Origin of the sequence: Affinundibacterium seohonense, from assembly GCF_014284305.1 — a bacterium.
Lineage (GTDB): Bacteria > Pseudomonadota > Gammaproteobacteria > Burkholderiales > Burkholderiaceae_D > Undibacterium > Undibacterium seohonense.
The window spans coordinates 1-24,377 of record NZ_JACOFW010000003.1; the positions used below are offsets into that span (position 1 = coordinate 1).

22 protein-coding genes and 1 pseudogene are annotated in these 24,377 nt (G+C 45.4%); 15 read left to right on the top strand and 8 right to left on the bottom strand.

The window, feature by feature from the left end; genetic code table 11:
* Nucleotides 1-377: 377 nt before the first annotated feature.
* Nucleotides 378-1,145, bottom strand: coding sequence for a DUF481 domain-containing protein (locus tag H8K52_RS03610; RefSeq protein WP_186921506.1), 768 nt, complete (start codon nt 1,143-1,145; stop codon nt 378-380).
* Nucleotides 1,146-1,393: 248 nt separating this feature from the next.
* Between H8K52_RS03610 and H8K52_RS03615 the strand changes: the two genes are divergently transcribed.
* Nucleotides 1,394-1,921 carry an REP-associated tyrosine transposase gene (locus tag H8K52_RS03615; protein ID WP_186921508.1) on the top strand — a complete coding sequence of 176 codons (528 nt, stop codon included), beginning with the start codon at nt 1,394-1,396 and terminating at the stop codon, nt 1,919-1,921.
* Between the two features lie 273 nt (nt 1,922-2,194).
* Nucleotides 2,195-3,016, top strand: coding sequence for a subclass B3 metallo-beta-lactamase (bla, locus tag H8K52_RS03620; RefSeq protein WP_186921510.1), 822 nt, complete (start codon nt 2,195-2,197; stop codon nt 3,014-3,016).
* Between the two features lie 83 nt (nt 3,017-3,099).
* Here the strand turns inward: bla and H8K52_RS03625 are convergent, their stop codons facing one another.
* Complete coding sequence (locus tag H8K52_RS03625; protein ID WP_186921511.1) at nt 3,100-4,080, bottom strand: sulfite exporter TauE/SafE family protein; 981 nt, start codon at nt 4,078-4,080, stop codon at nt 3,100-3,102.
* Between the two features lie 217 nt (nt 4,081-4,297).
* On the opposite strand from H8K52_RS03625, the gene H8K52_RS03630 reads away from it, so the two are divergent.
* Together H8K52_RS03630 and H8K52_RS03635 are read left to right on the top strand one after the other, a co-directional pair.
* Nucleotides 4,298-5,080 carry a putative signal transducing protein gene (locus H8K52_RS03630; RefSeq protein ID WP_186921513.1) on the top strand — a complete coding sequence of 261 codons (783 nt, stop codon included), beginning with the start codon at nt 4,298-4,300 and terminating at the stop codon, nt 5,078-5,080.
* Nucleotides 5,081-5,151: 71 nt separating this feature from the next.
* A complete protein-coding gene (locus H8K52_RS03635; protein ID WP_186921515.1) occupies nt 5,152-6,003 on the top strand; it encodes a metallophosphoesterase in 852 nt (283 codons plus the stop codon).
* Between the two features lie 45 nt (nt 6,004-6,048).
* On the opposite strand, the gene H8K52_RS03640 is transcribed toward H8K52_RS03635, so the two are convergent.
* Entirely contained in the window at nt 6,049-6,582 is a 534-nt protein-coding gene (locus H8K52_RS03640; RefSeq protein ID WP_186921517.1) for a hypothetical protein, read from the bottom strand.
* Between the two features lie 322 nt (nt 6,583-6,904).
* Between H8K52_RS03640 and H8K52_RS03645 the strand changes: the two genes are divergently transcribed.
* From H8K52_RS03645 to paeA, 4 genes are all read left to right on the top strand, one after another.
* Nucleotides 6,905-7,465, top strand: a complete 561-nt coding sequence (locus H8K52_RS03645) for a hypothetical protein (protein ID WP_186921518.1) — start codon at nt 6,905-6,907, stop codon at nt 7,463-7,465.
* Between the two features lie 104 nt (nt 7,466-7,569).
* Entirely contained in the window at nt 7,570-8,889 is a 1,320-nt protein-coding gene (locus tag H8K52_RS03650; RefSeq protein ID WP_186921520.1) for a M28 family metallopeptidase, read from the top strand.
* 211 nt (nt 8,890-9,100) lie between these two features.
* On the top strand, nt 9,101-9,517 hold the full coding sequence (locus tag H8K52_RS03655; protein WP_186921522.1) for a hypothetical protein: 417 nt from the start codon (nt 9,101-9,103) through the stop codon (nt 9,515-9,517).
* 149 nt (nt 9,518-9,666) lie between these two features.
* Nucleotides 9,667-10,983, top strand: a complete 1,317-nt coding sequence (paeA, locus tag H8K52_RS03660) for a polyamine export protein PaeA (RefSeq protein ID WP_186921524.1) — start codon at nt 9,667-9,669, stop codon at nt 10,981-10,983.
* A 105-nt stretch (nt 10,984-11,088) separates the two neighbouring features.
* Here paeA and H8K52_RS03665 read toward each other — a convergent pair whose 3' ends face one another.
* Entirely contained in the window at nt 11,089-12,801 is a 1,713-nt protein-coding gene (locus H8K52_RS03665) for a serine hydrolase (protein WP_186921526.1), read from the bottom strand.
* 255 nt (nt 12,802-13,056) lie between these two features.
* On the opposite strand from H8K52_RS03665, the gene H8K52_RS03670 reads away from it, so the two are divergent.
* The 7 genes from H8K52_RS03670 to H8K52_RS03700 all read left to right on the top strand — a co-directional run bounded on the left by H8K52_RS03670 (nt 13,057) and on the right by H8K52_RS03700 (nt 20,349).
* The gene (locus H8K52_RS03670) at nt 13,057-13,755 is read left to right on the top strand and encodes a response regulator transcription factor (RefSeq protein WP_186921528.1); all 699 of its coding nucleotides are present in this window, start codon (nt 13,057-13,059) and stop codon (nt 13,753-13,755) included.
* A complete protein-coding gene (locus H8K52_RS03675) occupies nt 13,736-14,995 on the top strand; it encodes a sensor histidine kinase (RefSeq protein ID WP_186921530.1) in 1,260 nt (419 codons plus the stop codon). Before H8K52_RS03670 ends, H8K52_RS03675 begins: the two co-directional genes overlap by 20 nt.
* A 94-nt stretch (nt 14,996-15,089) precedes the next feature.
* Nucleotides 15,090-16,025, top strand: a complete 936-nt coding sequence (locus H8K52_RS03680; protein ID WP_186921532.1) for a CE1 family esterase — start codon at nt 15,090-15,092, stop codon at nt 16,023-16,025.
* A gap of 200 nt (nt 16,026-16,225) precedes the next feature.
* Nucleotides 16,226-16,774: a DUF3455 domain-containing protein gene (locus H8K52_RS03685; RefSeq protein WP_186921534.1), complete on the top strand. Its 549-nt coding sequence runs from the start codon at nt 16,226-16,228 to the stop codon at nt 16,772-16,774.
* A 279-nt stretch (nt 16,775-17,053) separates the two neighbouring features.
* Nucleotides 17,054-17,707: a glutathione S-transferase family protein gene (locus tag H8K52_RS03690; RefSeq protein WP_186921535.1), complete on the top strand. Its 654-nt coding sequence runs from the start codon at nt 17,054-17,056 to the stop codon at nt 17,705-17,707.
* A 405-nt stretch (nt 17,708-18,112) separates the two neighbouring features.
* On the top strand, nt 18,113-18,997 hold the full coding sequence (locus tag H8K52_RS03695) for a hypothetical protein (protein WP_246464257.1): 885 nt from the start codon (nt 18,113-18,115) through the stop codon (nt 18,995-18,997).
* 11 nt (nt 18,998-19,008) lie between these two features.
* Nucleotides 19,009-20,349, top strand: coding sequence for a choice-of-anchor X domain-containing protein (locus H8K52_RS03700; protein ID WP_186921539.1), 1,341 nt, complete (start codon nt 19,009-19,011; stop codon nt 20,347-20,349).
* Between the two features lie 79 nt (nt 20,350-20,428).
* On the opposite strand, the gene H8K52_RS03705 is transcribed toward H8K52_RS03700, so the two are convergent.
* From H8K52_RS03705 to H8K52_RS03720, 4 genes and pseudogenes are all read right to left on the bottom strand, one after another.
* Nucleotides 20,429-21,367, bottom strand: a complete 939-nt coding sequence (locus tag H8K52_RS03705) for an exopolyphosphatase (protein WP_186921541.1) — start codon at nt 21,365-21,367, stop codon at nt 20,429-20,431.
* Nucleotides 21,368-21,623: 256 nt separating this feature from the next.
* Nucleotides 21,624-23,063: a DUF4139 domain-containing protein gene (locus H8K52_RS03710; protein ID WP_186921543.1), complete on the bottom strand. Its 1,440-nt coding sequence runs from the start codon at nt 23,061-23,063 to the stop codon at nt 21,624-21,626.
* A gap of 39 nt (nt 23,064-23,102) precedes the next feature.
* On the bottom strand, nt 23,103-23,657 hold the full coding sequence (locus H8K52_RS03715) for a YggT family protein (RefSeq protein WP_186921544.1): 555 nt from the start codon (nt 23,655-23,657) through the stop codon (nt 23,103-23,105).
* Nucleotides 23,658-23,744: 87 nt separating this feature from the next.
* Nucleotides 23,745-24,377 (bottom strand): annotated as a pseudogene (locus tag H8K52_RS03720) (transcriptional regulator); the annotation flags it as partial.

Below are 24,377 nucleotides of genomic sequence, written 5' to 3' on the forward strand. Positions count from 1 at the left end.
GAGCAGGCGCGCAGATTCCATTATGGCTCGGGCGCGACGGTGCCCAGATAGAAGCCGGATATACGCGAGCAGTTACACCTTTTGTTTGAACAAAAAAATTTGCAATATTGGAGGAGTCCATATACGTCAATAGCCGCAGGCGTATTGCGCCGCATGAGCGTTGATTATGGCGAACTATCATTTTCTTTGATTCGTTTGAATTGCAAACAAACTGCTTCGACGTTTTTTCATCTTACCGTCGGACGGTGTAATACGGCTTCGCCTATTACACCCTATACACTGAACCGTACCGTCAAACAGCGTAACACTGACCTGTCCTTTTAAGCCCTAACCATATCAAGAAACGAGCATCAAATATCAACGCAGTTTTTCTGCAATCACCACTTGGTCCCTATCCCCAATTTATAACTTTGGTGCTTCACCGAGCCTCCTGGATATTTATATAGGTCGTACATCAACCTGCCATTCAAATATACGTTCGTATTGAGCTGGTATCGCAGTCCCGCTTCTGATTGAAAAATGAGATCAACAGGTATTTTTTGTGGAATTAAAAACCCTGCCTTGGCATAAATTTCCCAATTCTCACTATCGAATTTTCGTTTGAAGTCGGTGGAAACTAGCCAAGTGTTGAGACGAAACTGAAATGGCGCGTTACCGATCGCTAATTTATTGTATGTCGCTAAGACTTCCCAACTGCCATTTTCATCTTTCCAAAGATTGCGCCCAAAGCCGACGCCGTTGTAGTGCAAACTACTCGCGCCACTGACTCGATCACGCTGATAAAAACTATTCCCACGTGTGAACCATTCTGGCGTCAAAAAATAATCGATGGAATATTCGAGCTTTTGACTGTCTTCAGTTTTCTCACCGTCTTCACTGTCGTTACGCCGGTTCATGTCAACCGTATGCCGCCATGCGCGGCGTTGCCAACTTAGATTGAGATCCAACTCAGCGTGTTTGGTCTGCGTCTTATTTTGTAGGCTTTCGAGACTGATCTCCGCACGTCCCTGCAAAGTACTTTTTTCGGTGGCATTGCTCAGCGCGTTTGCATCGATACTGTTATTTTGTAGCGGTGCTTCATAGCGCAAATCGACTAAACGAAAGATTTCACCATTCAGCGCTACGGAGGCGACTTCTGCTGGCACCAATCGCCCGTTTAGCCATGTAGGGTGGGCACGCTTTTTGTGCCCACGCGGATGGCTTGATTTGTCGACGAACGCCTTTCTCCCAACCCTCTATTCTTTTCACCTTTTTCAACCGTAACGCGTTGGCACGATGAGGCCGTGCCCACCCTACGAATCGGCTCCCGAATTGCTTTTTTTGATTGCTACACGTTCGTTCTCTTGCTGATCTTTTCGGTTAATATTTACTTATTGCTTTTAACCAAAATATTATGTCGCGCTATCGTCGCTCTTTGCTTGCTGGTGGAACTTATTTTTTCACGGTCGTGACGTATCGCCGACAAGCAATTTTATGCGATGAGATGTTACGCAACGCCTTGCGTTCAGCGATTGAATCTGTTCGCGCTTCACGTCCGTTTACGATTGATGCTTGGGTGCTACTGCCTGATCACTTGCATTGCATTTGGACGCTACCCGAAGGTGACGCTGATTTTTCTGCTCGTTGGATGATGATTAAACGCAAGGTCTCAATCGCTTGTGCCGCACAATACAAACGAGCAGAATGGCTGACTGCTTCCAAGCAAAAACATCGCGAATCGACTATTTGGCAAAGACGATTTTGGGAGCACCAAATACGAGATGATGAAGACTATACAAAACACCTCGATTATTTGCATTACAATCCCGTTAAACATGGCTTAATCAATCAGGCTAAAGATTGGCAGTATTCAAGTTTTCATCGCTACGCGAAGAGTGGTTTATATGACGAAAACTGGGAACGCTCGATCGACCTATCGTAGTGTGGGCACGCTTTTTGTGCACACGAGGTTTGCTCAATTTGCCGACAAACATCGTTCCTTGCATTTAATTCATTTCACCTTTTTCAACCGTAACGCGTGGGCACGATGAGGCCGTGTCCACCCTACGAAATTTATCCAAATAGCGTGTATTTTCAAAAAATGATCTCACAAAAAAATTTTATCAACACTAAACTCGGCCCTCTCCTCCTAATCACCAGTCTCGCATTTCTAGGCTTCACGCAAGGTGCGAACGCAAGCAGAGTTGGAATTAGAATGCCAAGCGCGCCAACACCAGCATTGCCACAAACTACCTGCAAATCACTCGATGATTGGAATGAACCTACGCATGCACGTCGGATTTATGGCAACACTTGGTATGTAGGCACTTGCGGGATAAGTGTGGTGTTAATTGCGACGCCGCAAGGACATGTATTGATTGATAGCGCGCCGGAAAAAGCTTCTGTCGCTGTGCGGCAAAATATTCTGTCTTTGGGCGTCAGACTTGTTGATATCAAAACGATTTTGCTAACGCACGAGCATCACGATCACATGGGTGGTTTGGCAAGTATGCAGGAGGCAACAGGAGCAAAGGTATTAAGTCGTGCGAATGTGGTGGATGTGCTCAAATCAGGCAAAAACGACCGACGTGATCCGCAGTTTAATGAGTTGGCAGGCTTCGATCCGATCGTCAATGTGCATGCATTCGAGGACAGCAGCGCGATCAAAATCGGTAGTACACAGATTCAACATATTCCCATGTCGGGACACGCGCCAGGTGGTTCGGGTTGGACTTGGCAGGAATGCGAAAAAGGTGTCTGTAAAAATTTGGTATTTGCTGACAGCTTAGGATCGATTTCGGACGATAGCTACCGTTACTCAGCACCAGATTCATTAGCAAATGCACTCCGAGAAAGTAGTCAGCGAGTGGCAAAAACCGCCTGCGACATTCTGATTACGGGTCACGGAACGGCAAGTGATTTGTTAGCACGTTTAGATGGTGCAAAGCCACTGCTCGAACCCCAGGCTTGCGTGAATTATGCGCAAGCTGGTGCGCTTCGATTAGAGGATCGCTTGAAAAAAGAGGCAGTTAAATAGAAACGGGGGCACAAAGACTTGGTGCTTTTTTTCCACCAACATCATTCACGCGAATAATTTTTCTAAAATCTTGGCGACGTGTCTTATTTCAAAAAAGCCTGATACAAATTGAAGGTACTGACCAAACTGATTAGGCTACCAACCAAAATCAGCAAGGTTTTCGCTTTCAAATGTTTGGTTACAAAAGCCGCGAATGGTGCGGCGACCAAGCCGCCCAATGCTAAGCCGGCGACCAGTATCCAAACGGTGTGGTCTAGAATCGAAAAGAAAGACGCAGCGACCACCACGGTTAAAAAGAATTCTGCAAAATTCACCGTGCCGATAGTTGTACGTGGATCTTGACCGGAACCAACCAAAGAAGTCGTGACGATAGGTCCCCACCCACCACCGCCAGTCGTATCCATTAAGCCACCGAAGAATGCGAGTGGAACCACTTTTTTGGTATTAATGTCCGACTTAGCCTTGATGTGACGAAAGGCTTTGCTAAATACATAGAGGCCCATCAATAACAGATATACGCTGATATAAGGCTTGAGCGCTTTGCCATCAATGTTACTCAAAATATAGGTACCTACTAACGCACCGATAATGCCAGGCACCAACAAGCCAAAGAATAACTTCTTATTGACGTTACCCATCTTCAAGTGCGCAACACCGGAAATGCCCGTTGTGAACACTTCGGCCAAATGCGTCGCTCCACTCGCCAACGCTGGTGGCGCACCAGCAGCAAGTAAGAAGCTGCTCGACGTAATGCCATACGCCATACCCAATGCACCATCAATCACTTGCGCTAAAAATCCGACGCCAACCGCACTCCAAAACAAGGGATCATGTAATGTTTGCGTAATCAGCGCCATTCCGGTTTGTTCATTTCCGCCGAAAAACAGCCGAAACACCAAATACACAATTAGCCCAATTAAAATCGCTACCACCGCATAACTCAAAATCCGCAAAATCGGATGTTCGTGCGCATGCGTCACTTCATACTCGATAGGAGGCAATGCCAGAGCTTCGTGCTCAGGGTTGACGCTTCTATCATCAAGGTCGATGTGGCGGATTTTCATGTTGAGGTAAGCGCAGTCTTTACTTTAGAAAGCGTGATCATAGCCAAAGCATGGCAAATTCAGAACAACAGAATAAGTATTTGCTTATGTGAGAAATTGCTCTTTCATAAGTATGGCGTACAAAGACTTACTCTAAAAACAATTGATAATGTTATTTGAAACGTATAATCCGTAAGATTTTCTCAATCTTTAACTAACTCAATCGAAACAATTCCGTATGCAAACCATTTATCAGGCAAGTAATAGCGTAGAAGCGCATATGTTAAAAAATATGCTGGAACAAGAAGATATTGCAGCCTTTATTGAAGGTGAATATCTGCAAGGCGGTGTGGGTGAATTACCTTCACATAATTTAGTACGCTTAGTGGTTGCCGAAGCTGATGCCGAACGCGCAAAAGAAATCATTGATAACTGGAATGAAATCCAAGATACAAATCAACCAACAACTGAAAATAAACCGCAACGTAGACTCCCTACGTTTATTCTCGTTTTCTTCGGTATGGTTATCGGTGTAATGATTAGTTTGGCCTTCTTTCGAACGCATTATGACTACGCAGGAAATGACCATGACCATGACGGACAACTTGATGAAAAATGGACATATAGTCCAACGGGTGTTCCTTTGCTTTATGAAGGCGATCGAAACTTAGATAAAAAGATTGACGTCATCACCGACTATAATCGACACGGTTTGCCGGAAGTTTCAGAGTTTGATGATAATTTTGATGGCATCTTTGAGACTACGGCAAGTTTTGATAAGGGTTATATGAGCGTATCAAAAACCGATACCGATGGCGACGATTTTCCTGATTTCATCACAAACTACAAATTTGGCGTCATGACGAGCATAGAATATATCAACGTCTATTCGGGATATCCCAAAAAAATCTGCTCTTTTGATTTAGGTAAGTTAAAAATGTGCGAGATCGATTCCAATCTTGATCGTGCAATGGACAAACAGATTCATTATGATGCAGATGGAGAAGTTAAAATTAAGTAAAAGAAAAATTCACTCAAGGCTCTGCAGTCAATCCTTAGTAGTAACCTATACGCCAATAAAATGTAGTCTCGATGCATCGCTCCCGCGGAAAACACAATTACCTTTGGAGATACTTAGGCGAGTTAATTCTCGACACCTTGCTATGTCGCGGTTTGATCGCGAAGTTCTGCTATCGACTTGGCCTACATGGCAAATTATCCGTCACTAAATACACAATTCAACTCGCACCGTTACGACCACTGCCAGTGCCGTTGACCATTGCTTTTCTAAGTGACTTTCATGCTGGTCCAACGACACATCCACAAATTTTCCGTGATGCTATCGATGTAATCGCGACACACGAAATTTCCCTCCTGCTGTTGGGTGGTGACTTTATATCGTACAAAGCGAAGTACATCGAGGAGTTAATTCCTATGATCGCTGAAGTCCATGCCCCCTTGGGGAAATTCGCTGTATTTGGAAATCACGATTTATGGGTAGATGATGCTTATCTTTGTCAGCAGCTTAATGGTGCGGGCGTGACGGTTTTGATCAATCAAAACGCGAAACTACCAGAGCCATTTTCGATGATATCGGTATGCGGCACCGATGATCCCTGGACGGGTGTAGTTGATATTGAGCAGACGCTCAAAAACACTGAGTCGATACGCTTGTTATTGACACATGCACCGGATGGTTTGCTATTTTTAAACGACGAAAAATTTGACCTGGCTTTTGCCGGACACACGCATGGCGGGCAAATCGCCAATAAACATGGTCAGCCTTTCATGCTGCCGCACGGTCATTTATCTAAGCAATATCATCATGGTCTATTCGACATTCCAGATAATGGGCAACTGATCGTCAGCCGAGGAATTGGTTGCTCAAATCTACCGATACGCATCAATGCAGCACCTGAATTGGTGCTTTGTACTTTGAGTTAAATGACTCTCGATTTATACCGCCGTGCAGTCAGACTGCATAACAAATCAACTTCGATTACGAATAAAGGCACCCGCCGTCGTTTGATAAAAATCGAAAGCTTGAATCAACTTGGTCTTATCGCCATTCACTTTGACGTAGCTGACATGTATCGCCGTTACATCAGAAAATTGGTGATCAGACTTAATGGCATGCTCTAAGATGAGCGCAATCGAGGTTGCGTCTTGCGCTCTCAACTTTCTACTGAGTTCATTGGATCGTGAATTCACAATATTCAAACTAATTTGATGTAAGCCTATCTCAAGATTAATCTCGCTGTCTTGGTAGTGAGTTCGGCTAATTATTAGCTGACGCAGATCGACTTTGTCTTGGCCAACAATCGTTGCTCTCGGCGTCGCCTTGATGATGGATGCTAAGGGATACGATAACATTGGAGCCTGCAAAATGACATTTTCTGCGTTCGCATTTGCGCTTATGTTAGCTACAATCATGCCGTAAACAGTGACGCCCAAAAGACATTTCAAAGCCAGGCTCTTCGTGCTAGACGATGCATTTCTATACTCAGGTGATCTATATTTCATAGTGATGTTCTCGATGGGTCAGTCATATGTCGGGGGGGGAGAAGTCACAGTTTTCGCGCTTATTCAGCAATCTGAATGTACGTTAACCGACACAATCGCTATAAACCAGCCACAATCATGCAGGCCGCAAACTTGAACTCAGCTGCCTTACTGGCGACAAGCACTTTTCTATTCGAACTAACCTGCCGCCTGCTCTGTTGGAAATACAGCAGGTCTTATTACCCAAAGCGTGAAATCGGAATCCGTATCGCGTATATTGTCGGCACGCCTCTCACGTCGACGAGGCGAATAAAAATCGATTCAAAAATCGGAAGGAGACACAATGACACTACTTAATTTATGGCTGCCGATTCTCGTTGCTGCGATAGGCGTATTTGTTGCCAGTAGTTTGATCCATATGGTTTTTAAATGGCATAACTCAGAGTACCGACCATTACCAAATGAAGACGAAGTACGCAAAGTTTTGAACAGCGCACAACTTGAGGCGGGATTGTATTCGACACCACACTGCACAGATATGAAGGAAATAGAATCTGAGGCAATGCAACAAAAGTTTCGCGAAGGTCCGGTGGCACTGATCACTTTACGCGCACCCGGTGCGCCAGCGATGGGGCAATATCTGACACAGTGGTTCATTCTTAATGTAGTCATCGCAGGGCTAGGTGGCCTGCTGGCCTTACAAGCTTATGGCTTACATGCCAATCCTGCAGTTGCGGGTCACTTTGTCGGCATTTTTTCTCTGATCGCGTATGGCTGCGGTACGGTACAGGAGTCCATTTGGATGGGACGGCCTTGGTCTGCTAGCTTAAAGAATTTACTCGATGCTTTGATTTATGGTACGGTCAGTGCTATCGCATTTTGGCAACTTTGGCCCTCGCCTTAGTTCCCTTGCAGAATACAATTTGTTGGCACAATTGCGTTAAAAAATAGATGAGCAATTGTGCCTTTTTAATCACGTTGATCCCAATCATGCGCTCGGAGATATTGATGAATTTTCAGGAAAAAATTAAAGGTAGTATTTTAATCGGTGCTTTATGTGGAACGAGCTTGGTTGGATTTGCACAAGCACAATCACTAGATATTTTGCAAGCTAGCGCACTCAAACAAGATGATTTTGTGGTGACGATGGTGCGTCAATTGGAGTTAGAAAAATATAAGGCGACGATTAAATCATTGACCGAATTTGGTGATCGTCGTCAGGGTACTGAGCGTAATCGTCGTGCTTTAGATTGGATAGAGGCACAGCTGAAGTCCTATGGTTGCACCAACACTGAACGCATGCAATTTGACTATACGCAGGCACCACCGGCAACGCCGGGAGCCGCGCCAGCACCACGTCGCAATGTAATTCCTAGTGGTGGCTTAGGGGGCGCACCGGGTCAAGGTGGCAGCACCCTATTTGGTAAACGCGCAAAAACTGGCGTGAATACCGATCCCCTGCTACAGCCAAATGAAAAATTGCGTGCACTTAACGCAGAACAAACTCCGGTTGGCACTTCACAGCGCGAGAATGTCTATTGCACCAAGATAGGTAAAACGAATCCCGATGAAATGTATATCGTCGGCGCGCACTTTGATGGCATTGGCTTTGGTGAAGCCGCCAACGACAATGGATCAGGAACTGCTTTGGTGATGGAGCTAGCCAGAATTTTTAGTACACCTGGCATCGAGACCGATAAATCGATACGCTTTGTGTTTTGGAATAACGAAGAAAGTGGCTTGAACGGCGCCTACGCTTATGTTGCGCAACGTAAGGATTTGCAAGGCATAGAATCACCAAAAGGCTCAGGTAAGTATCCCGAGCCAAAATGGCTGGGCATGATACAACACGACATGATGCTATGGGACCATGGAATGCCAACCGAAAAACTGGATGAACATGGTAAGCCAGTACTCGGTGCAGACGGAAAGCCTATTTACGTATCACCAAAAGAACAAAGAGCTGAAGCGGATGTCAACATTGAATTTCAATCAACCGCAAAGCAAGCCGAAGGCGCAGCAAAATTGGCATGGTTCTTCCGTGCTGCCAATGATAAATATGCGACCAACTACCCTGCAGCGGTCGGCTTTCATATGACAAACACCGATTCAGTACCGTTTATGGATTTAGTTCCTGCCATCTCCTTACGCGAAAATGAGCGCGGTATGCATATCGGCTCGGGTTGGAACCCGAACTGGCATCAACCTAGCGATGTGTACACAACTTATTCTGATAAAGATTTTATGTTGGGCTTAAATGCGGCACAAACAACTTTATCTGCGGTTGCGATTTTATCTGGCGCAAAACCAATCGCGGTAAAGAAATAGTAAGTAGAATTTATCTTAGCAATGCGGTTTGGCAGACCAATACTTTCAGGTTAAGGTCTGCCAATAATCTCAGCACCAAATCTCGGTGATTTAACGAAATTTATCGTTTGTTAATGATGCCTTCGATCCTAATGCGCTTATACTTCTGGCATTTGTAATTAAAATAGTAATTGTCGTGCTCATTCTTTTCGGATTAGCACATAGGAATTGCATGAACGCTATATTTCGCCCCCACGGCAGGTTTAAAGTTTGGACCGAGGGGCAACTTCTGATCACCGAACTGACAGGTCCGTGGAATCGCGAGCTGGTGGAATACTGGGCAGCGCAAGCCTTTCAATTGGCGAGCACGTTTTCTGCAGAACGCCCTTATATCGGCATTACGATCGTGCATGATTCCATCTTGTGTCCAGCCGATGCGATCGATCGCATTGCGCGTGCAATTCAGGTCAGCCAAACCAAACTCCACTGCATTGAAAACGTGATTGTCGCAGCTGATGATGTTGATGGAAAAGATCTGGTCAAATCGACTTATCATCGTATCGGATTGCGTCATTTTTTTAATAATTTTGACAGCGCCAAGATGTGGGCGGAACAAACCATCACTAAACACACCGCACAATCTACTTAAGCAACGTTAGGGTGTTTTGCTACTTTCCGCGCAAGAAAACCGTCTCCCTCAGCAATAAGCTCTGCCTAACCAGGCTATGCATTCACTGAACTACTTCCTGTTTTGCCCTGAGCTCGGCTATGATGTTCACTATCATTGATGGAGGCAACATGGCGTTATTTGATCATCTCTTGGTTATCTTACTATTGGTAGCAATCAGTGGCTTTTTTTCTATGTCCGAAATCGCTCTGGCAGCGGCTCGAAAAGTCAAACTACAAATCTTGGAAACCGATGGCGATCCACGCGCCAGCAAGGTCTTAGCACTGCAACAAGAACCTGGACATTTCTTCACCGTGGTACAAATCGCGCTCAATGCAATTGCGATTTTGGGTGGTATTCTAGGCGAGCAATCTTTAACACCCTACTTCGCCAAAGTATTTCATTCCCTATTTGGCGACGCGGGCTGGATTGATACTTTGAGTTTTCTGAGTTCCTTCATCTTCGTCACCTCAGTATTCATCTTGTTTGCAGACCTGATGCCAAAGAAACTGGCAATGGTTGCACCAGAGAGTGTGGCGATGTTTGTCGTTGCACCGATGATGCTGTGCGTTAAATTGTTTAAACCTTTGGTGTGGATATTTAACGGCTTGTCGAATTTGATTTTTACGACCTTCAAATTACCCACTGAACGCGACGATCAAATCACCTCTGATGAAATTCACGCGGTCGTCAATGCGGGTGCCGAAGCGGGTATTCTGCAAACTCGCGAACACGGCATGATCGGCAATGTATTTGAACTAGAAAGTCGCACTGTTCCCTCCGCAATGTCTCAGCGTGACAGTATCGTGTACTTAAGCTTGCAAGATAACGAGGAAAGCATACGGCAAAAAATCGCCGAACACCCACACACCAAGTTCTTGGTCTGCGATGGGCAAATTGATAAAGTTGTTGGCTATGTCGAATCCAAAGATATTCTCAAACGCATCTTAACCAATCAAGCTTTTTCCAAGGTTCAAGAGCTCTCATTACGTACTGCTTTAGTCGTTCCTGATTCGCTGACATTGTCTGAGATGCTGGAACAATTTAAAGCCACGCGGGAAGACTTCGCGGTGATCTTGAATGAATACGCCTTAGTGGTTGGCATCATCACCTTGAACGATGTTTTAAGCACCTTGATGGATGGTATGGTGCATCCTTACTTGGAAGATCAAATCGTACGCCGCGATGATAACTCTTGGTTGATTGATGGTGCGACCACCATAGAAGATGTCTGTCGTGCGCTGGACATCGACGATTTACCTGAAAGTGGCAATTACGAAACCATCGCCGGTTTCATGATGACGATGCTAAGGAAAATTCCCAAGCGTACCGACTTTGTAATGGTTGGTGATTATAAGTTTGAGGTGGTCGATATTGATCAGTTCAGGATCGATCAACTATTGGTGGTGAAGACGAATAGGGGCGAGACTGGTTCAAGTAAATCCTGACGTGCTCTTATACTTTCGAATCTCACTTTACTAACTTGTTAGCTTCTTTTTAAACTCCCTTCTCCCGCAAGCGGGAGAAGGTTCACTCAAACAAAAGTAAGGCGCCTATTTAATTTTCTTCGCTGGCGTATTACGTCCACCTTGCGTCAAAATCAATTGCGTGACTTTGCCATCGGCATCTTTTTCGAACTTCAGCTGTCCACCAACATCCGGCGCATTAAAGGTATCTGCACTGATTGGAATAATGTCTACCGGCCCTTGCCCAGTCGCTTGTGTGACATAGCGATTGCCTTCACGCCGCACGTTCAAAACAAAGTTAGGCTGAATCTGATAATCACCAGCGAGTGCTGCAAACTGCTCGGTCGACATAGCAAAGGCTTTTGGCGCTTCAGGTAAAGCTTCATTTAATTTGGGATGTACAACAGCGTTGCCATTTTGGTGTACCACTACATCGCTAACTTCACCCTTCGCATTCCGATTAAATTCCACACGCAATAAAGAGCTCTGATCTTTAAAGAAACCGTTTTGCGAATAAGCTTGCATCTCGGTGCGTGGGCCATCTGTTCGCGTCATCACTAACTTATTTCCTTCACGCACGACGATACGACGATTCTTCTCATCAATTTTGTAGACGCCTACATATTGATTCAAAGTTTTTTCATCGATGCTGATTGCCTTGAATTCAGGGATGGGTTTACCTATTGCCGTAGCAGCCAAACGCGAAGCAATCATTTCTGGTTGTGGTAAACCGCGATCAGCGTTGTGTAACACTGCGACAAACACCTTATCTTTTGGCAGACGCAAAGCAAAAGTGGAGAATCCGGGAATACCGCCGCCGTGCGAAATCATAGGCTGGCCTTCGAATTGGCCTACGCCCCAACCGTAAGCATAGTTGGTGTCTTGTCCATTCTTTAATTTATAGGAGGTAAAAGCGCGTTTCCAGCTATCTGCTTTCAATAATTTACCTGCTGTGATCGCGGCATCCCATTTCGCTAGATCATCTACGGTCGAAGTGAGTGAACCTGCTGCATAAGGTTGCGTCATACTAATCTTCATACTCTGATCAAAGTCATCACCGCGTTGTGAGTAACCCAACGCCCGCGCTTGCTGACTACGTTCGTGACCTTCGTATGCGGTATTGCTCATGCCCAGAGGAAGGAAAATACGCTTAGCAACATAATTCGCATAGGTCTCGCCACTGACTTTTTCAATAATCGCGCCAAGCAAGAAGTACCCCGAATTATTATATTTATAGGAAGTACCTGGCTCAAATTCCAGCGGATCATTCTTAAAGCTATCCACCATTTCACCAACGCTAATATCCATCATCGCTTTTGCCACAAAACCAGGTTTTCCGGTATAGCTTGGAATACCTGAGGTGTGTGTTAACAGATGTTCGATCGTGATAGTTTTCCCAGTCTCGGGGTAGTCAGGTAAGAACTTCGTGACAGGATCATTCAGAGCAATTTTTCCATCTTCTATCAATTGCAAAATAGCGACGGCAGTGAACTGCTTGGTGATCGATCCTAAGCGCATCACGTGATCCGCTTTCAAGGTTTCTTTGTTGCTTAGATTAGCTAAGCCATAGGCTTTACGTAGCAAGACCTTGCCATCTTTCATCACGATCACAGTCGCACCTGGCTGCCCGGCCTTATAGTAAGCAATACCGACTTGATCAAGTTGCTGCGCAATCGTGGCTGTGTCGACAGCGGTCTGCTTCATCTTCGTTGCATCTTGAGCGTAGCCGATTGGAGATTGCAGCAGTAAACACGTTGCGAGCGCAATGGGTGTTAGGGTGACGGCTTTGAATTTGGACATGGTATTTCCCTTCAGAAGATCATTCGATTTGAGATAAGTAAATAGCGCAACTAGATTGTTATTCGTTCGCCGATTCGGTTGTTCACTTACTTAGATGCATCTTAACTGCATAAAACTAGGCGTTTTAAGGTATTCCGATAAAACGCAAAAACAGCAGCTCCAACGGTACTAGTCCGGTCATGAACAAAAATCCAAATGCGAGCTTAAGCATTTGGATTACAATAAAAAAGACCATACCAACCGATTTCCTCGATTTTGAAACCACTCAAGCTATTAATTGTTGAAGATAATCCACATATCGCTAAACAGCTTGGTGATTTTTTGTCTGGCTTACATTGGGAGGTTGATTTTGCCAGCGAAGGAAAACTCGCGATACAGCTAGCCAGCAGTGAACATTTTGACGTGATTCTATTGGATTTAAATTTACCCGACATCGATGGTTTTCAGGTCTGTCAACAAATCAAAGCACTAGCACCAAGTAATGTACCGATCTTAATGTTGACTGCGCGTGATGCTTTTGAAGATAAAGCGCACGGCTTCGCGACGGGTGCGGATGATTACTTGACCAAACCATTTGATTTTCGTGAAGTTGCTTTGCGTTGCGAGGCTTTAAGTCGTCGTCAGCAATTACATGTAAAGCAGGAAATTCAAATTGGTGCTTTGCGATTATTCGTAAGAGACATGCGTGCTGAATATGCGGGTCAGAGCATTCCGCTGACGCAAGTTGGCTTTAAGATTCTGCTCTTACTGGCACAAAAATATCCTGACGCTCTCAGTCGTTCACATATCTTGCATGAGATCTGGGGTGATACCCCACCGCAGAGTGATGCATTGAAATCGCATATTTACAGCTTGCGCAAACAGCTAGAAAGTGTGGCTGGTTATGATCTGGTGCGCACTGTGCATAATCTTGGTTATCAATTAGTGATACACGATGATATTCGCCCGCTTTAACACCAGCATCAAGCGACAACTCTTTGTCGCGCTTGCCAGCTTTACGCTGTTTTTATGTGTCAGTTATACCGGCGTGGCGGTCTTGATTGCCTATGTTACCGAAGATGCCGTGCTTGAAAGTATCTTGAGTTACGAAGCTAAAAGCTTACAAGATCACTATGCAAGAACGGGAATGTGGCTACAGCCGCGTGCAGACTATATGAAGTTAACTCCTTCCTTCGCGCAACTAGCAGAACCGCTCAAAACCAAGGTGCAAGCGGCAAATCAGCGTAACGACACACGAAGTGAAGTCTTCACCAATTTAAGAAAGCACTTCCATGTGATACGCCTCACTGACCATCCGCAAGGTGCTTATTTGGTCGCTGAGGTGAGTCCATTTTTAGTCGTCAACAACTTGTCTAAGAATTTGGCTGACTTTATGTTGGTCGTCGCACTCTTGATGACGGGCGGCGCTTTGCTCTTGGCTTATCGTTTAGCACGGCATATTGCTGCGCCGCTTTTGCAATTAAATGAAGAAATTAGATCGAGCGAAAAGGGTCAAGACGCACCGACATTCGCAGCATCAGATCGTGCCGATGAAATTGGCTACTTAGCCAAAACATTAGCGCATAGTTTGCAGTCATTACAAGAGGCAATAAAACGCGAAAGCCTATTTACGCGCGATATCAGCCATGAACTGCGAACTCCGGTGACCATCATTAAAAACTTGCTACATCGCGATGCTAAGGCTGCTTTGACTCAAGAAGATCGCCAACTACTAACATCCTCGATGACGGAGATCGATCAGACTTTGGAGATATTACTAGCATTGGCGCGCGCCGAGAATTTGGCGCTACAAGAAACTGATTTAATAGCGCATTTGGAACACGCAATTCTAAACTTAGAGAAGACCGCGCAAGCGCATCAATTGCACTTCACGCTCGACTTCGATGAAGCAGTATTTGATAAGAAAACGACTGTAATGGCGAATCCGCATCTGCTGACATTGTTGTTCAATAATCTGTTGAACAACGCCTTGATTCACGGCGGTGATCAAGTTCTCATTAGAATCAATATCGATACCGAAAGTATTGTCATCGGCAATTCCATTACGTCACCAGTGTTAACACACACTAGCGGATTTACTCACGGTAAAAATCTACTCACACGCATCGCTCAGGCGCTCGATTGGCAAATCGATTTTCAACACAGCGCCACCTACTTTGAGGTCGGTATTAAATTGAATTCAACGCATCAATAAGCACATAATTTCACCAAAATTTCACTCTCATCTCCTTACACTAAGTCCACTTCTCGTAGCAAATCTGGCTACTTAATCTTAGTAAAGGAAATGTATGAAATCGCTACAGCTTTTTTTTAGCGCTGCACTGTCTCTCGGCTTACTGGTAAGCGCATCCTTGTGTTCCACACCCGTTCAGGCGCAAGAAAAGGGACTTACACACAAAGAAGAAAAACGCCGATATATCGTCTACACACCAAAATCTTATGCCAGCAATACTGATAAGAAATATGCCTTAGTATTGAATTTTCATGGCGGTGGTATGACGATGCGCGAACAAATGTTGTATACGCAAATGAACAAAGCTGCCGATCAATTTGATTTCATCGTGGTTTATCCACAAGGCTTGGGCAATGTCGGGAAACAAGATTGGAATGTGGGATTTGGCACCTCCTACCAAGATGGCACCGACGATGTCGGCTTCACTGATAGTTTATTAAATCAACTGGAAAAGAATTTACGTATAGATAGTTCGAGAATCTATGCGACAGGATTATCTCGCGGCGGCTTTTTCGCACAACGATTGGCGGCCGAACTCTCGCACCGAATCGCTGCTATCGCCTCGGTTGGTGCAAGCCTGCCCGTTCCAGTTGAGAAAAACCAAGTTGCACGTGGCGAGAAAAAGCCTGTTGGCGTGATGATCGCCATGGGTACAGCAGATCAAGTCGTGACTTATGCCGGCAAACCAGATGGCTATTTATCGGCGCTGGCGACCTATGAATATTGGGTACAACAAAATACAGGCAAAGTCAGAGACACTGCAATGGAAACTAAGCAAAATTTCAATCGTGATCCTAGCGATGGTACTGATGTAGAAATTACCGAGAACAAGACCGGGCAATTTCACACTAGCTTAGTGAGCATTAACAATGGCGGTCATACTTGGGCCGGTGCGGATCCGTTCAATATCGGGTTACCAATTGGAAAAACGTCTAACGATATCAATCTCAACGAGATCATCTGGCAATTTTTTCAGAAGCATCGTCGCTAGTTCTTATTTAGAAACTTAAGCTAAAAAACGTCCCATTGATCTATTACAGAAATGTAAAAAGATCAAAGTAATTCATCCATCTCCAGAAATTTTCTGATTTTTGAATCCAATTCAATCACAGGTACGTATAAGAATAAGTAACGCAATCGGGTTTCGTTCAAAGAACGAACACGCTTATTCTTTTACTTCTGGAGATAGACATGAAACAAACAACTCGCCTCACACATATTGCAGCAGTAGCATCCATTTTAGTTTCACTGACGGCATGCGGTTCCACTTTGATTGCGCCTGAAACACCTGCACCTGTCAGCGTCCCAGCGGGCAACAAGTTAGTCATGATGGCTGTCGGCACTGGCGATTTAAACTACGAATGCCGAGTCAAAGCAAATAGCACGGTGGCCTATGAGTGGGTGTTTGCAGGACCGAACACGGTGTTGACCGACAAACATGGCGTAGTTGTCGGTAAATACTATGGCGGCCCAACTTGGGAATCAAATGACGGTAGCAAAGTCACTGGTAAGCAGGTCGCGATTTCACCAGCTTCTGCAACAGCAATTCCTTTGCAATTGGTCAAAGCGAACGCGGTTCCTAACGCTACTACCATGGGTGCAATGACGAACATCACCTATATTCAGCGCTTAAATACGATAGGTGGTATTGCGCCAACTGATAGCTGCTCCATCGACAATCTGGGGGCAAAGAAATTAGTGAAATATCAGGCAGATTACTTTTTCTATAAAGCCAGCTAAGCGAAATATTTAGTACTTGAATTCCCGTTAAGCGCACATGAGCACTAGCGTTCAATAGTCATCAGGTAATCTGTATTCACATCCATGAGGACGATCATTCCGATCTATTCCTCATGGTTAGAATAATAAATTTCACTTAAGTTGTTTAGCCCTGCTTCACGGCTTTTCTCTGTTTTACGTAACTGCCACATCATATTAAAAATTCTTTCTTGGTTTATGCGAAAATATAGCCACGTAGCTATTTCACAAGTAATCCCTCATTTCAAGAAAGATGATCCTATGATCCAGCTCTATTACTCCCCTGGTACTGCTTGTCTTGCCCCGCACTTTCTTTTGGAAGAATTAGGACTAGCTTACGAGTTAGTTTTGGTCGACACCACGAAACAACAACACCAAGAAGCTGCTTACTTACAGCTGAATCCAAAAGGAAAGATACCCTTTTTGATTGACGGAGAACTGCATCTCAGTGAGAGTGCTGCGATTTGTTTGTACTTAGCTGAAAAGTACGCAGATGGAAAACAAGTATCACATTTTAATCCTGCACTTGGCACAACTGAACGGGCACGTTTATATCAATGGATGTTTTACTTGTCCAATACCTTACAAGCCGAATTGCTCAGCTACTTTTACCCCGAACGTTTGAGTGATAACGAAGCGACCGCTGCGCAGGTCAAGGCACACGCGGAACAACGCGTTGCCGACATGTTGAGTTATATCGACGCACAACTCAATAGAACGCCTGGTGCTTACTTGCTCGGTCAGGAACTCTCTTGTGCCGATCTATTTTTATTTATGTTATGTCGCTGGACGCGTGGCATGACGAAACCTGCTCGCGAATATCCGCATTTAACACCTTACCTGCAAAAGCTATTTGATCGTCCATCGATACAAAACAGTTTGGAGCAAGAAGGAATTAGCGCGCCTTACTATTAAACCCAGAGTTTCCATCGGTGAGAAGTGTCAAACTTCTCACCTTAAGATTGCTAGCAAGCATTCCAGTGCGCCTGACCACTTGTTCTAAATTCCCAACACTTTCTCAGCTGAAAATCCGTTTAGAGACTAATCTCTAATTGCGAAAAATCTGTTATTTCTCATAGCTAAACAAGTTCTTTAACAAGCTTTTTTGCGTGTTTTCTGCGTGCTTTTTTGTTGCAACGCAAATTGACCCTGCTTGATCTGATTTTGATAATCCGTGCAGACCACTTGAATTCAAATCGACGAAATTCAGATTTAGTCACAACAATAACAAGCGGTCATCTACTCACTACGCGATATAAAAAACCATCCGCATAGTGTGCTCGTTTTTTCATCCAAGTTGGTCTCAATGGGAGTCGCATGATGAAGTTCAAACGTTTACTAGTCTCTTTACTTTTACTCGCATCTGCTGTCGTTTCGAATATCGCGAGCGCAGAAAATTACACTTTGTGGGTCAATGGTCGCGGTGGTGGCGGTGTCGTTGGCAATTACGGCAGTTTCACTTATTGGGGCCCCTCCTCGACTGCCGCTGGTGTGAATAAGAAAGCCGTCAATTGGGATGGTTACAACAGCATCGCATCGCAAAACGGCAAAATCCGTGATGCACTCGACTGCTTTTGTACGGGCAATAATTGGTGCTATGTCGCCACCCACAGCGCGGGTGATTTAATGATGGGTTATACACTGGCGAATTACGGGAGTTCTTCACGCATGAAGAAAAATGCGGTAGCAAACTCGGGTGGGCAATGCAGTAACTCAGACGGTACCGCACAGACTGGTTGGAACATCAAGTGGGTACGCGCAGCATCTGGCGCTGGCGGCGGCTCAGAGTTATCCGATGCGGGCTCATGGGCACTCACGGAACCTTTGGTGAAAGATTTGAAGACCACCACGGCTCGAGCGATGTATAACCATAACAATACTGCGAATGTTTGGTTCTACATGTATGCTGGTGCCAAAGGTACGGTGTACTCTGGAATCTTGCCAGGACAAGACGATGAAGCCGTGTCTTATCACAGCACAGGTGGCGTGGCTGGTAGCTCAGGACGGGCTTTGTGCAATCCTAGCGATTGGCTATGCAATGATTTAACGATGGGAACCGCTGCCAACGAAGGTGGTTCCACGAAATGGGCTTTTCACTCAGTCGTGTTCCGAGATGATAACGAGGCCTACAATCATTACGCTAGTGGAAACTGGCTAGGAATTATTTCGGTGGTGAGGACTGCCGTGGTTAACAGTGCACTCTAAGTATTGCCTCCATGCCGCAACAGCCAACTAGCAAATCAAAGCGCCAGTCAGATCGTAGGATCGTGTCTGGCGCAGAGCAGTCTTCGCACAAACTGGGTGTCACTGCAAAATCATTGATCGCACTTACGCTCACCTTGATCTGCGTGGTGGCTGTCCTTACGTGGAAAAACCCTTCGAATGCGGAGAGTTCAAAAACTAACAACCAACAAATCCCGGCACCTTCAGAAATACAATCAGCCAAAGCAAACCTCAACAAACAGCAAGCACCAATCTTGCTCGCCAATCGCGAAGAGATGCACCAAAAGCTCGTGTCGCAGTTAGAAGAAGTCGATCAAACACTTTGCAGTTATCGTGAAGTCAGTAAATATCCACTCACTTCGCGTCCAATCAGCGAACACCCTGACCAAATTTACCCAAATCGAGCGGTCACTGAAGATCACCCTATGCGTTTAGGCAACGGTCGCACGGACAACACGATTCAAATCAGTAGCAGCCAGTCACGCGTATATCTCGCTGCCAATGAGAGTGTCAACTTTACCGTGCAAGCCAGGGATGCCAATCAACAGCCACTGCCACTCTTGGTGACACGGGCGATTTCCCAATCGATCGACTTTAGCAATCAACGGCCGGGTACCCAAGTCCCATTGGGTTTTGCCGACAATGGGCGGGATGGCGATGCCCTCGCGAATGATGGTATTTCCAGTGGCGTTTTTCATCCGGCGAACAGCAGCTTATCGAGCTTTCATGGCACCATCCGTACCGAAATTTACTATAGCGTCAATGGCAAAGCCGGATTCTTATTTTTTGATGTGATTTACTCACCAGAATTACCAGCGAACTGGATCGGTAATATCCGTGACGTTGTAGAAAACGGTTCCCTGGTATTTTATCTGCCTATCGACGTACGCCAGGCTGGTCGCTATATTGTGAATGCTAGAGTCGATGACGCCAAAGGACAAGCATTCGCGCTGCTCAATTTTAACGATCTATTGCCTCAGGGCCGCGGTGAAATTCGTTTAAGTGTCGCTGGCAATTTGATCCGCGATCAGCAAACGAGCTTTCCATTAAGCTTGCGCGATGTTGATGGCTACTTACTCAAGGAAGATGTTGATCCTGATCGTGCGTTAATTCCACGACGCGAAGCGGTAGTGCATCAAACGAAAAAGTATGCGCTAACGAATTTCTCAGAAGCCGAACCCGATACGGAGGAAAGGCGGCGTCATCTGAATGAATTCAAAAAAGATGTGGAGTTAGCCAAAGCAGCCTTAGTGGCATTTGATCCTGAGCAGGCGGGACGAGCATTCCCACAAAGTGCCTGTAGCTTAAAGCGTAATAGTCTTGCGGCTAAATGATTGACGTCTGAACACTCAAAAAAAAAGACTGCACTTTACTGCGCAGTCTTCATGGCGTCATAGTGATCGTATAAATTGTCTAGGTATCGGCATTAATCCGGCTAATTAGCTGCGCCAATACCACCTCAGCCTGATCATTCTCAACCTGGCAAGTACCAGCATTCTCATGTCCACCGCCACCATATTCAAGCATTAGTGCACCGATATTGGTTTTGGAACTACGATTCAAGATCGATTTACCTGTCGCAAATACCGTGTTTTGCTGTTTCAAACCCCACAGTACATGAATCGAGATATTGATCTCTGGGTGCATGGCGTAAATCACGAAACGATTGCCTGCAAAAATAATCTCTTCATTACGTAAATCCAAAACAATCAAATTGCCGTGGACTTTAGCGCAACGCTCGATCTGATCTTTACATTTTGCCGCATGCTCTTGATAAATCTCGACTCGTTCTTTGACATCAGGCAATTCCATGATCTCTTCGATACGATGATTGCGACAATAATCGATCAGATCCATCATCAAATTATAATTCGAGATACGGAATTCGCGGAAACGCCCCAAACCAGTACGCGCGTCCATTAAGAAATTGAGCAAATCCCACTTCTCAGGATTTAACACTTCTTCTCGATTAAACTGCGCCGCATCGCCTTTGTCGACAGCAGCCATCATTTCATCCCAATCGGACGGAAAGACTGCATGCCCGCCGTAGTGGTCATAAACAACTCTAGCGGCAGAAGGTGCGTCCGGATGAATCACATGATTAGTGCGCTCGCCAGGGTTGCGTAGGGTTTCAGAGAAATGATGATCAAAAGCGAGATGAACGCCGGGAACGTAAGGCAGATTGGTCGTGATATCTCTATCATTGACTTCAACCTTCCCATCTTGCATGTCTTTCGGATGAACGAATTTGATGTCATCAATCAAATTCAAATGCTTGAGCAAAACCGCACAGACTAAACCATCAAAATCACTGCGCGTAATCAAACGGAACTTGGTAGGGTCTGCAGACATGTGTCACCTCTTGGTAAAAAGCAGGTATTAGTCTAACTCAAAGTTTTGATGTTTTCGAGAAATATTGCTTAGAAACCGACAGCATACACAACTAATTTGTAAACTATGAGATGTTCTTGCAAGTACCCTAGTCAACCATCGGAATTCATTCACATTTAAGCTAGCAGTGGGTCGATGTGTTTTGTGTGCTTCCTGAGATAAAAAAACCTTCACTATCGACAGTGAAGGTCTGTGCTAAGGAATGGCAATTTACTTGTCAATAACGAACTTGGGTGCGATATACCAGCTTGGTACTACCATCGGCAGGAACACTGATTTTCCAAACCGCCGCATTACTGCTGGCTTTTGTATGTGGATGGCTGCTACTCAAAATTTGCCAATCACCCGGCATCGGTTCCTGCACCGTGATCGTCACCGCTTCTTTTTTCGCATTTTTCAAAGTGATTTCGTAGGCACTTTCAAAGATGTAATTGTACTTTGACGTCCCGGCAATTTTTTTAAAGTCGGTCTGCTTTTTGTCGGCGGTGAGATCAAAGGCATCGCCAAGTTTTAAGCGTACTTTTTCATTCTTTGGCGTGTGATCAATTTTATCTTCACCAATAAACTGCGCGTTGCCATTGCTATCTTTTTTGTAGACGCGAATCACGCCCTTTGGCAATGGCATACCGAGTTGAGCGCTGTCTTTATTATCGAACTCAATGAAGGCGCCAATTTTAATCTTTTGTCCCAGATCACCGGAGGCTGATTGGTAATAATAGTCATTGCCTCGCAATAAAAATTCTTTACGAACGGGAACTGCAGAAGCGGAGAGCAAAGCGACTTGCTTGGTTTGATTTTCTGCGATGGTGGTTGGGCGATTGAGTGTGTACAAATGATACTCAAATAAAGATTCTTCACGCATTTCTGCAACTTTCATCACCGGAGCCGCAGCCATCGCCCTTACTCTTCCACCGTCCATCACCGCTGCTTCTTCTACTTGATTTACATCGCCAGCGACCAGTTGCAACTTCGCATTACGATAACTAGCACCACTGGTATTGGTTAGTGTCACCCATCCGGACATATCTAACTTATCTTCTGCAGGATTGAGTTCAACCACATAATCGGCCTTCCATGCCAAACCACCAGTCAGATAACTCAACTCCACATCTTGTGCTGCGTTGCTCGTATTATTTAAGGACATCACCAAAGTTGGGCGGTCACGTAAATTGGCTGGCACATCGTTATACACAATTCGGCCAGGCAAACCGGTTTCTATGCGATTACCAATTTTCAACACCACGCCATCGTTTGCCGCTAAAACTTGCGCCTGCTCGCTGGTTTCTGCACCGGTAGTCGGATGGGTGCGTACGATAGTGACCGTCTGCCCGACATATTTTTCCAAGAGCTTTTGTGGCGTCAATAAATCAAAATCAAAATTTTGCTCTGTCACTGACAAGCTGCCGGGTGCCGACACGCTGCGCAATAACGCTGTTTCAGGTCGCATTCTGGCACTGACATCACGGAAAGCCAGCGCTGATACGCCACGTTTCAAATTCAGCTTACGCTGATCTTTGACCAAGGCTAAATTCTCGTTATAAATCGTCACAGCAACTTCTCGCTGATCATTAAGGGTACTGCGCTGTTCTAGATCTTGGGCAAATGTATTTGCCGAACATGCCAACAGTAATGAAATACAGCTCAATGGATATCGCATCGTTTTTCCTTCAATCAATTAATCACTTCAGCGTAAACGCTATGCTAGATAAAAATATAAGCGCGGTAATGCGGACATTAGCACACGACTCAACAACTGCAAAAGAATTAATACGACCAGCGTTGAAAAATCGATGCCACCGACAGGAGGAATCAAACGGCGAACAGGTGACAACAAAGGGGCATTTAAGGCCCGTATAATCGGTGCCAAAGGTGCATGAGGGTTAACAAAACTTAGTACAGCTTCCAATACTAATAGCGCCATTAGGCCATATAAGATCCATTGCAATAAGCGAATAACCGCGGCCAATAATAAAAACCCTAAGGAAATTTGACCGCTAAGGATAATCTCCAAAAAGATCGATGTCAGCGCCACCAAGAAAGCTGCAATCAAACTTGCCCAATCCAATCCGCCAAAGCCAGGAATAAGTCGCCGGATCGGCTTTACCAGCCAATCGGTTATTTGAAAAATGGCCTGTCCCAAGGAACTTGGTGGCCGCAATTTTAACGCTTGCAACCAAAACCGTAACAACAGAAAACCAGCAAAAATGCCTGCAACGATTTCCACTACAAAACTAAACATATCATAAAGCATGAACGCGACCTCAAAAAAAAACCCACTGGGTGATTAACACACAGTGGGTATTGTGCCTGAATAAAACCAGGCGTCCAAGTAAGAAAATTACGCTGGCTTTGCACTCGTTGGGAAAGGCCAAGCTGCCGTTGGACTGACAACTGTTTTCGCTTCTGCTGGCGCAGCCGCTGGTGCTGCTACTGCGGCTGGCTTTGCTGCTGCCTTTTTTGCGGCTGGCTTAGCCGCCGCTTTTTTTGCTGCAGGTTTAGCTGCTGCTTTTGCTGCTGGCTTCGCTGCTGCTTTTGCTGCTGGCTTCGCTGCTGCTTTTGCTGCTGGCTTCGCTGCTGCTTTTGCTGCTGGCTTTGCCGCAGGTTTAGCTGCTGGCTTCGCTGCTGCTTTTGCCGCTGGCTTTGCCGCAGGTTTAGCTGCAGGCTTCGCTGCTGCTTTTGCTGCTGGCTTTGCCGCAGATTTAGCTGCTGGCTTCGCTGCTGCTTTTTTCGCTGCTGGTTTTGCCGCTACTTTTGCTGCTGGCTTCGCTGCTGCTTTTTTCGCTGCTGGTTTAGCCGCTACTTTTGCCGCTGGCTTCGCTGCTGCTTTTTTCGCTGCTGGTTTTGCCGCTACTTTTGCCGCTGGCTTCGCTGCTGCTTTTTTCGCTGCTGGTTTTGCCGCTACTTTTGCCGCTGGCTTCGCTGCTGCTTTTTTCGCTGCTGGTTTTGCCGCTACTTTTGCCGCTGGCTTCGT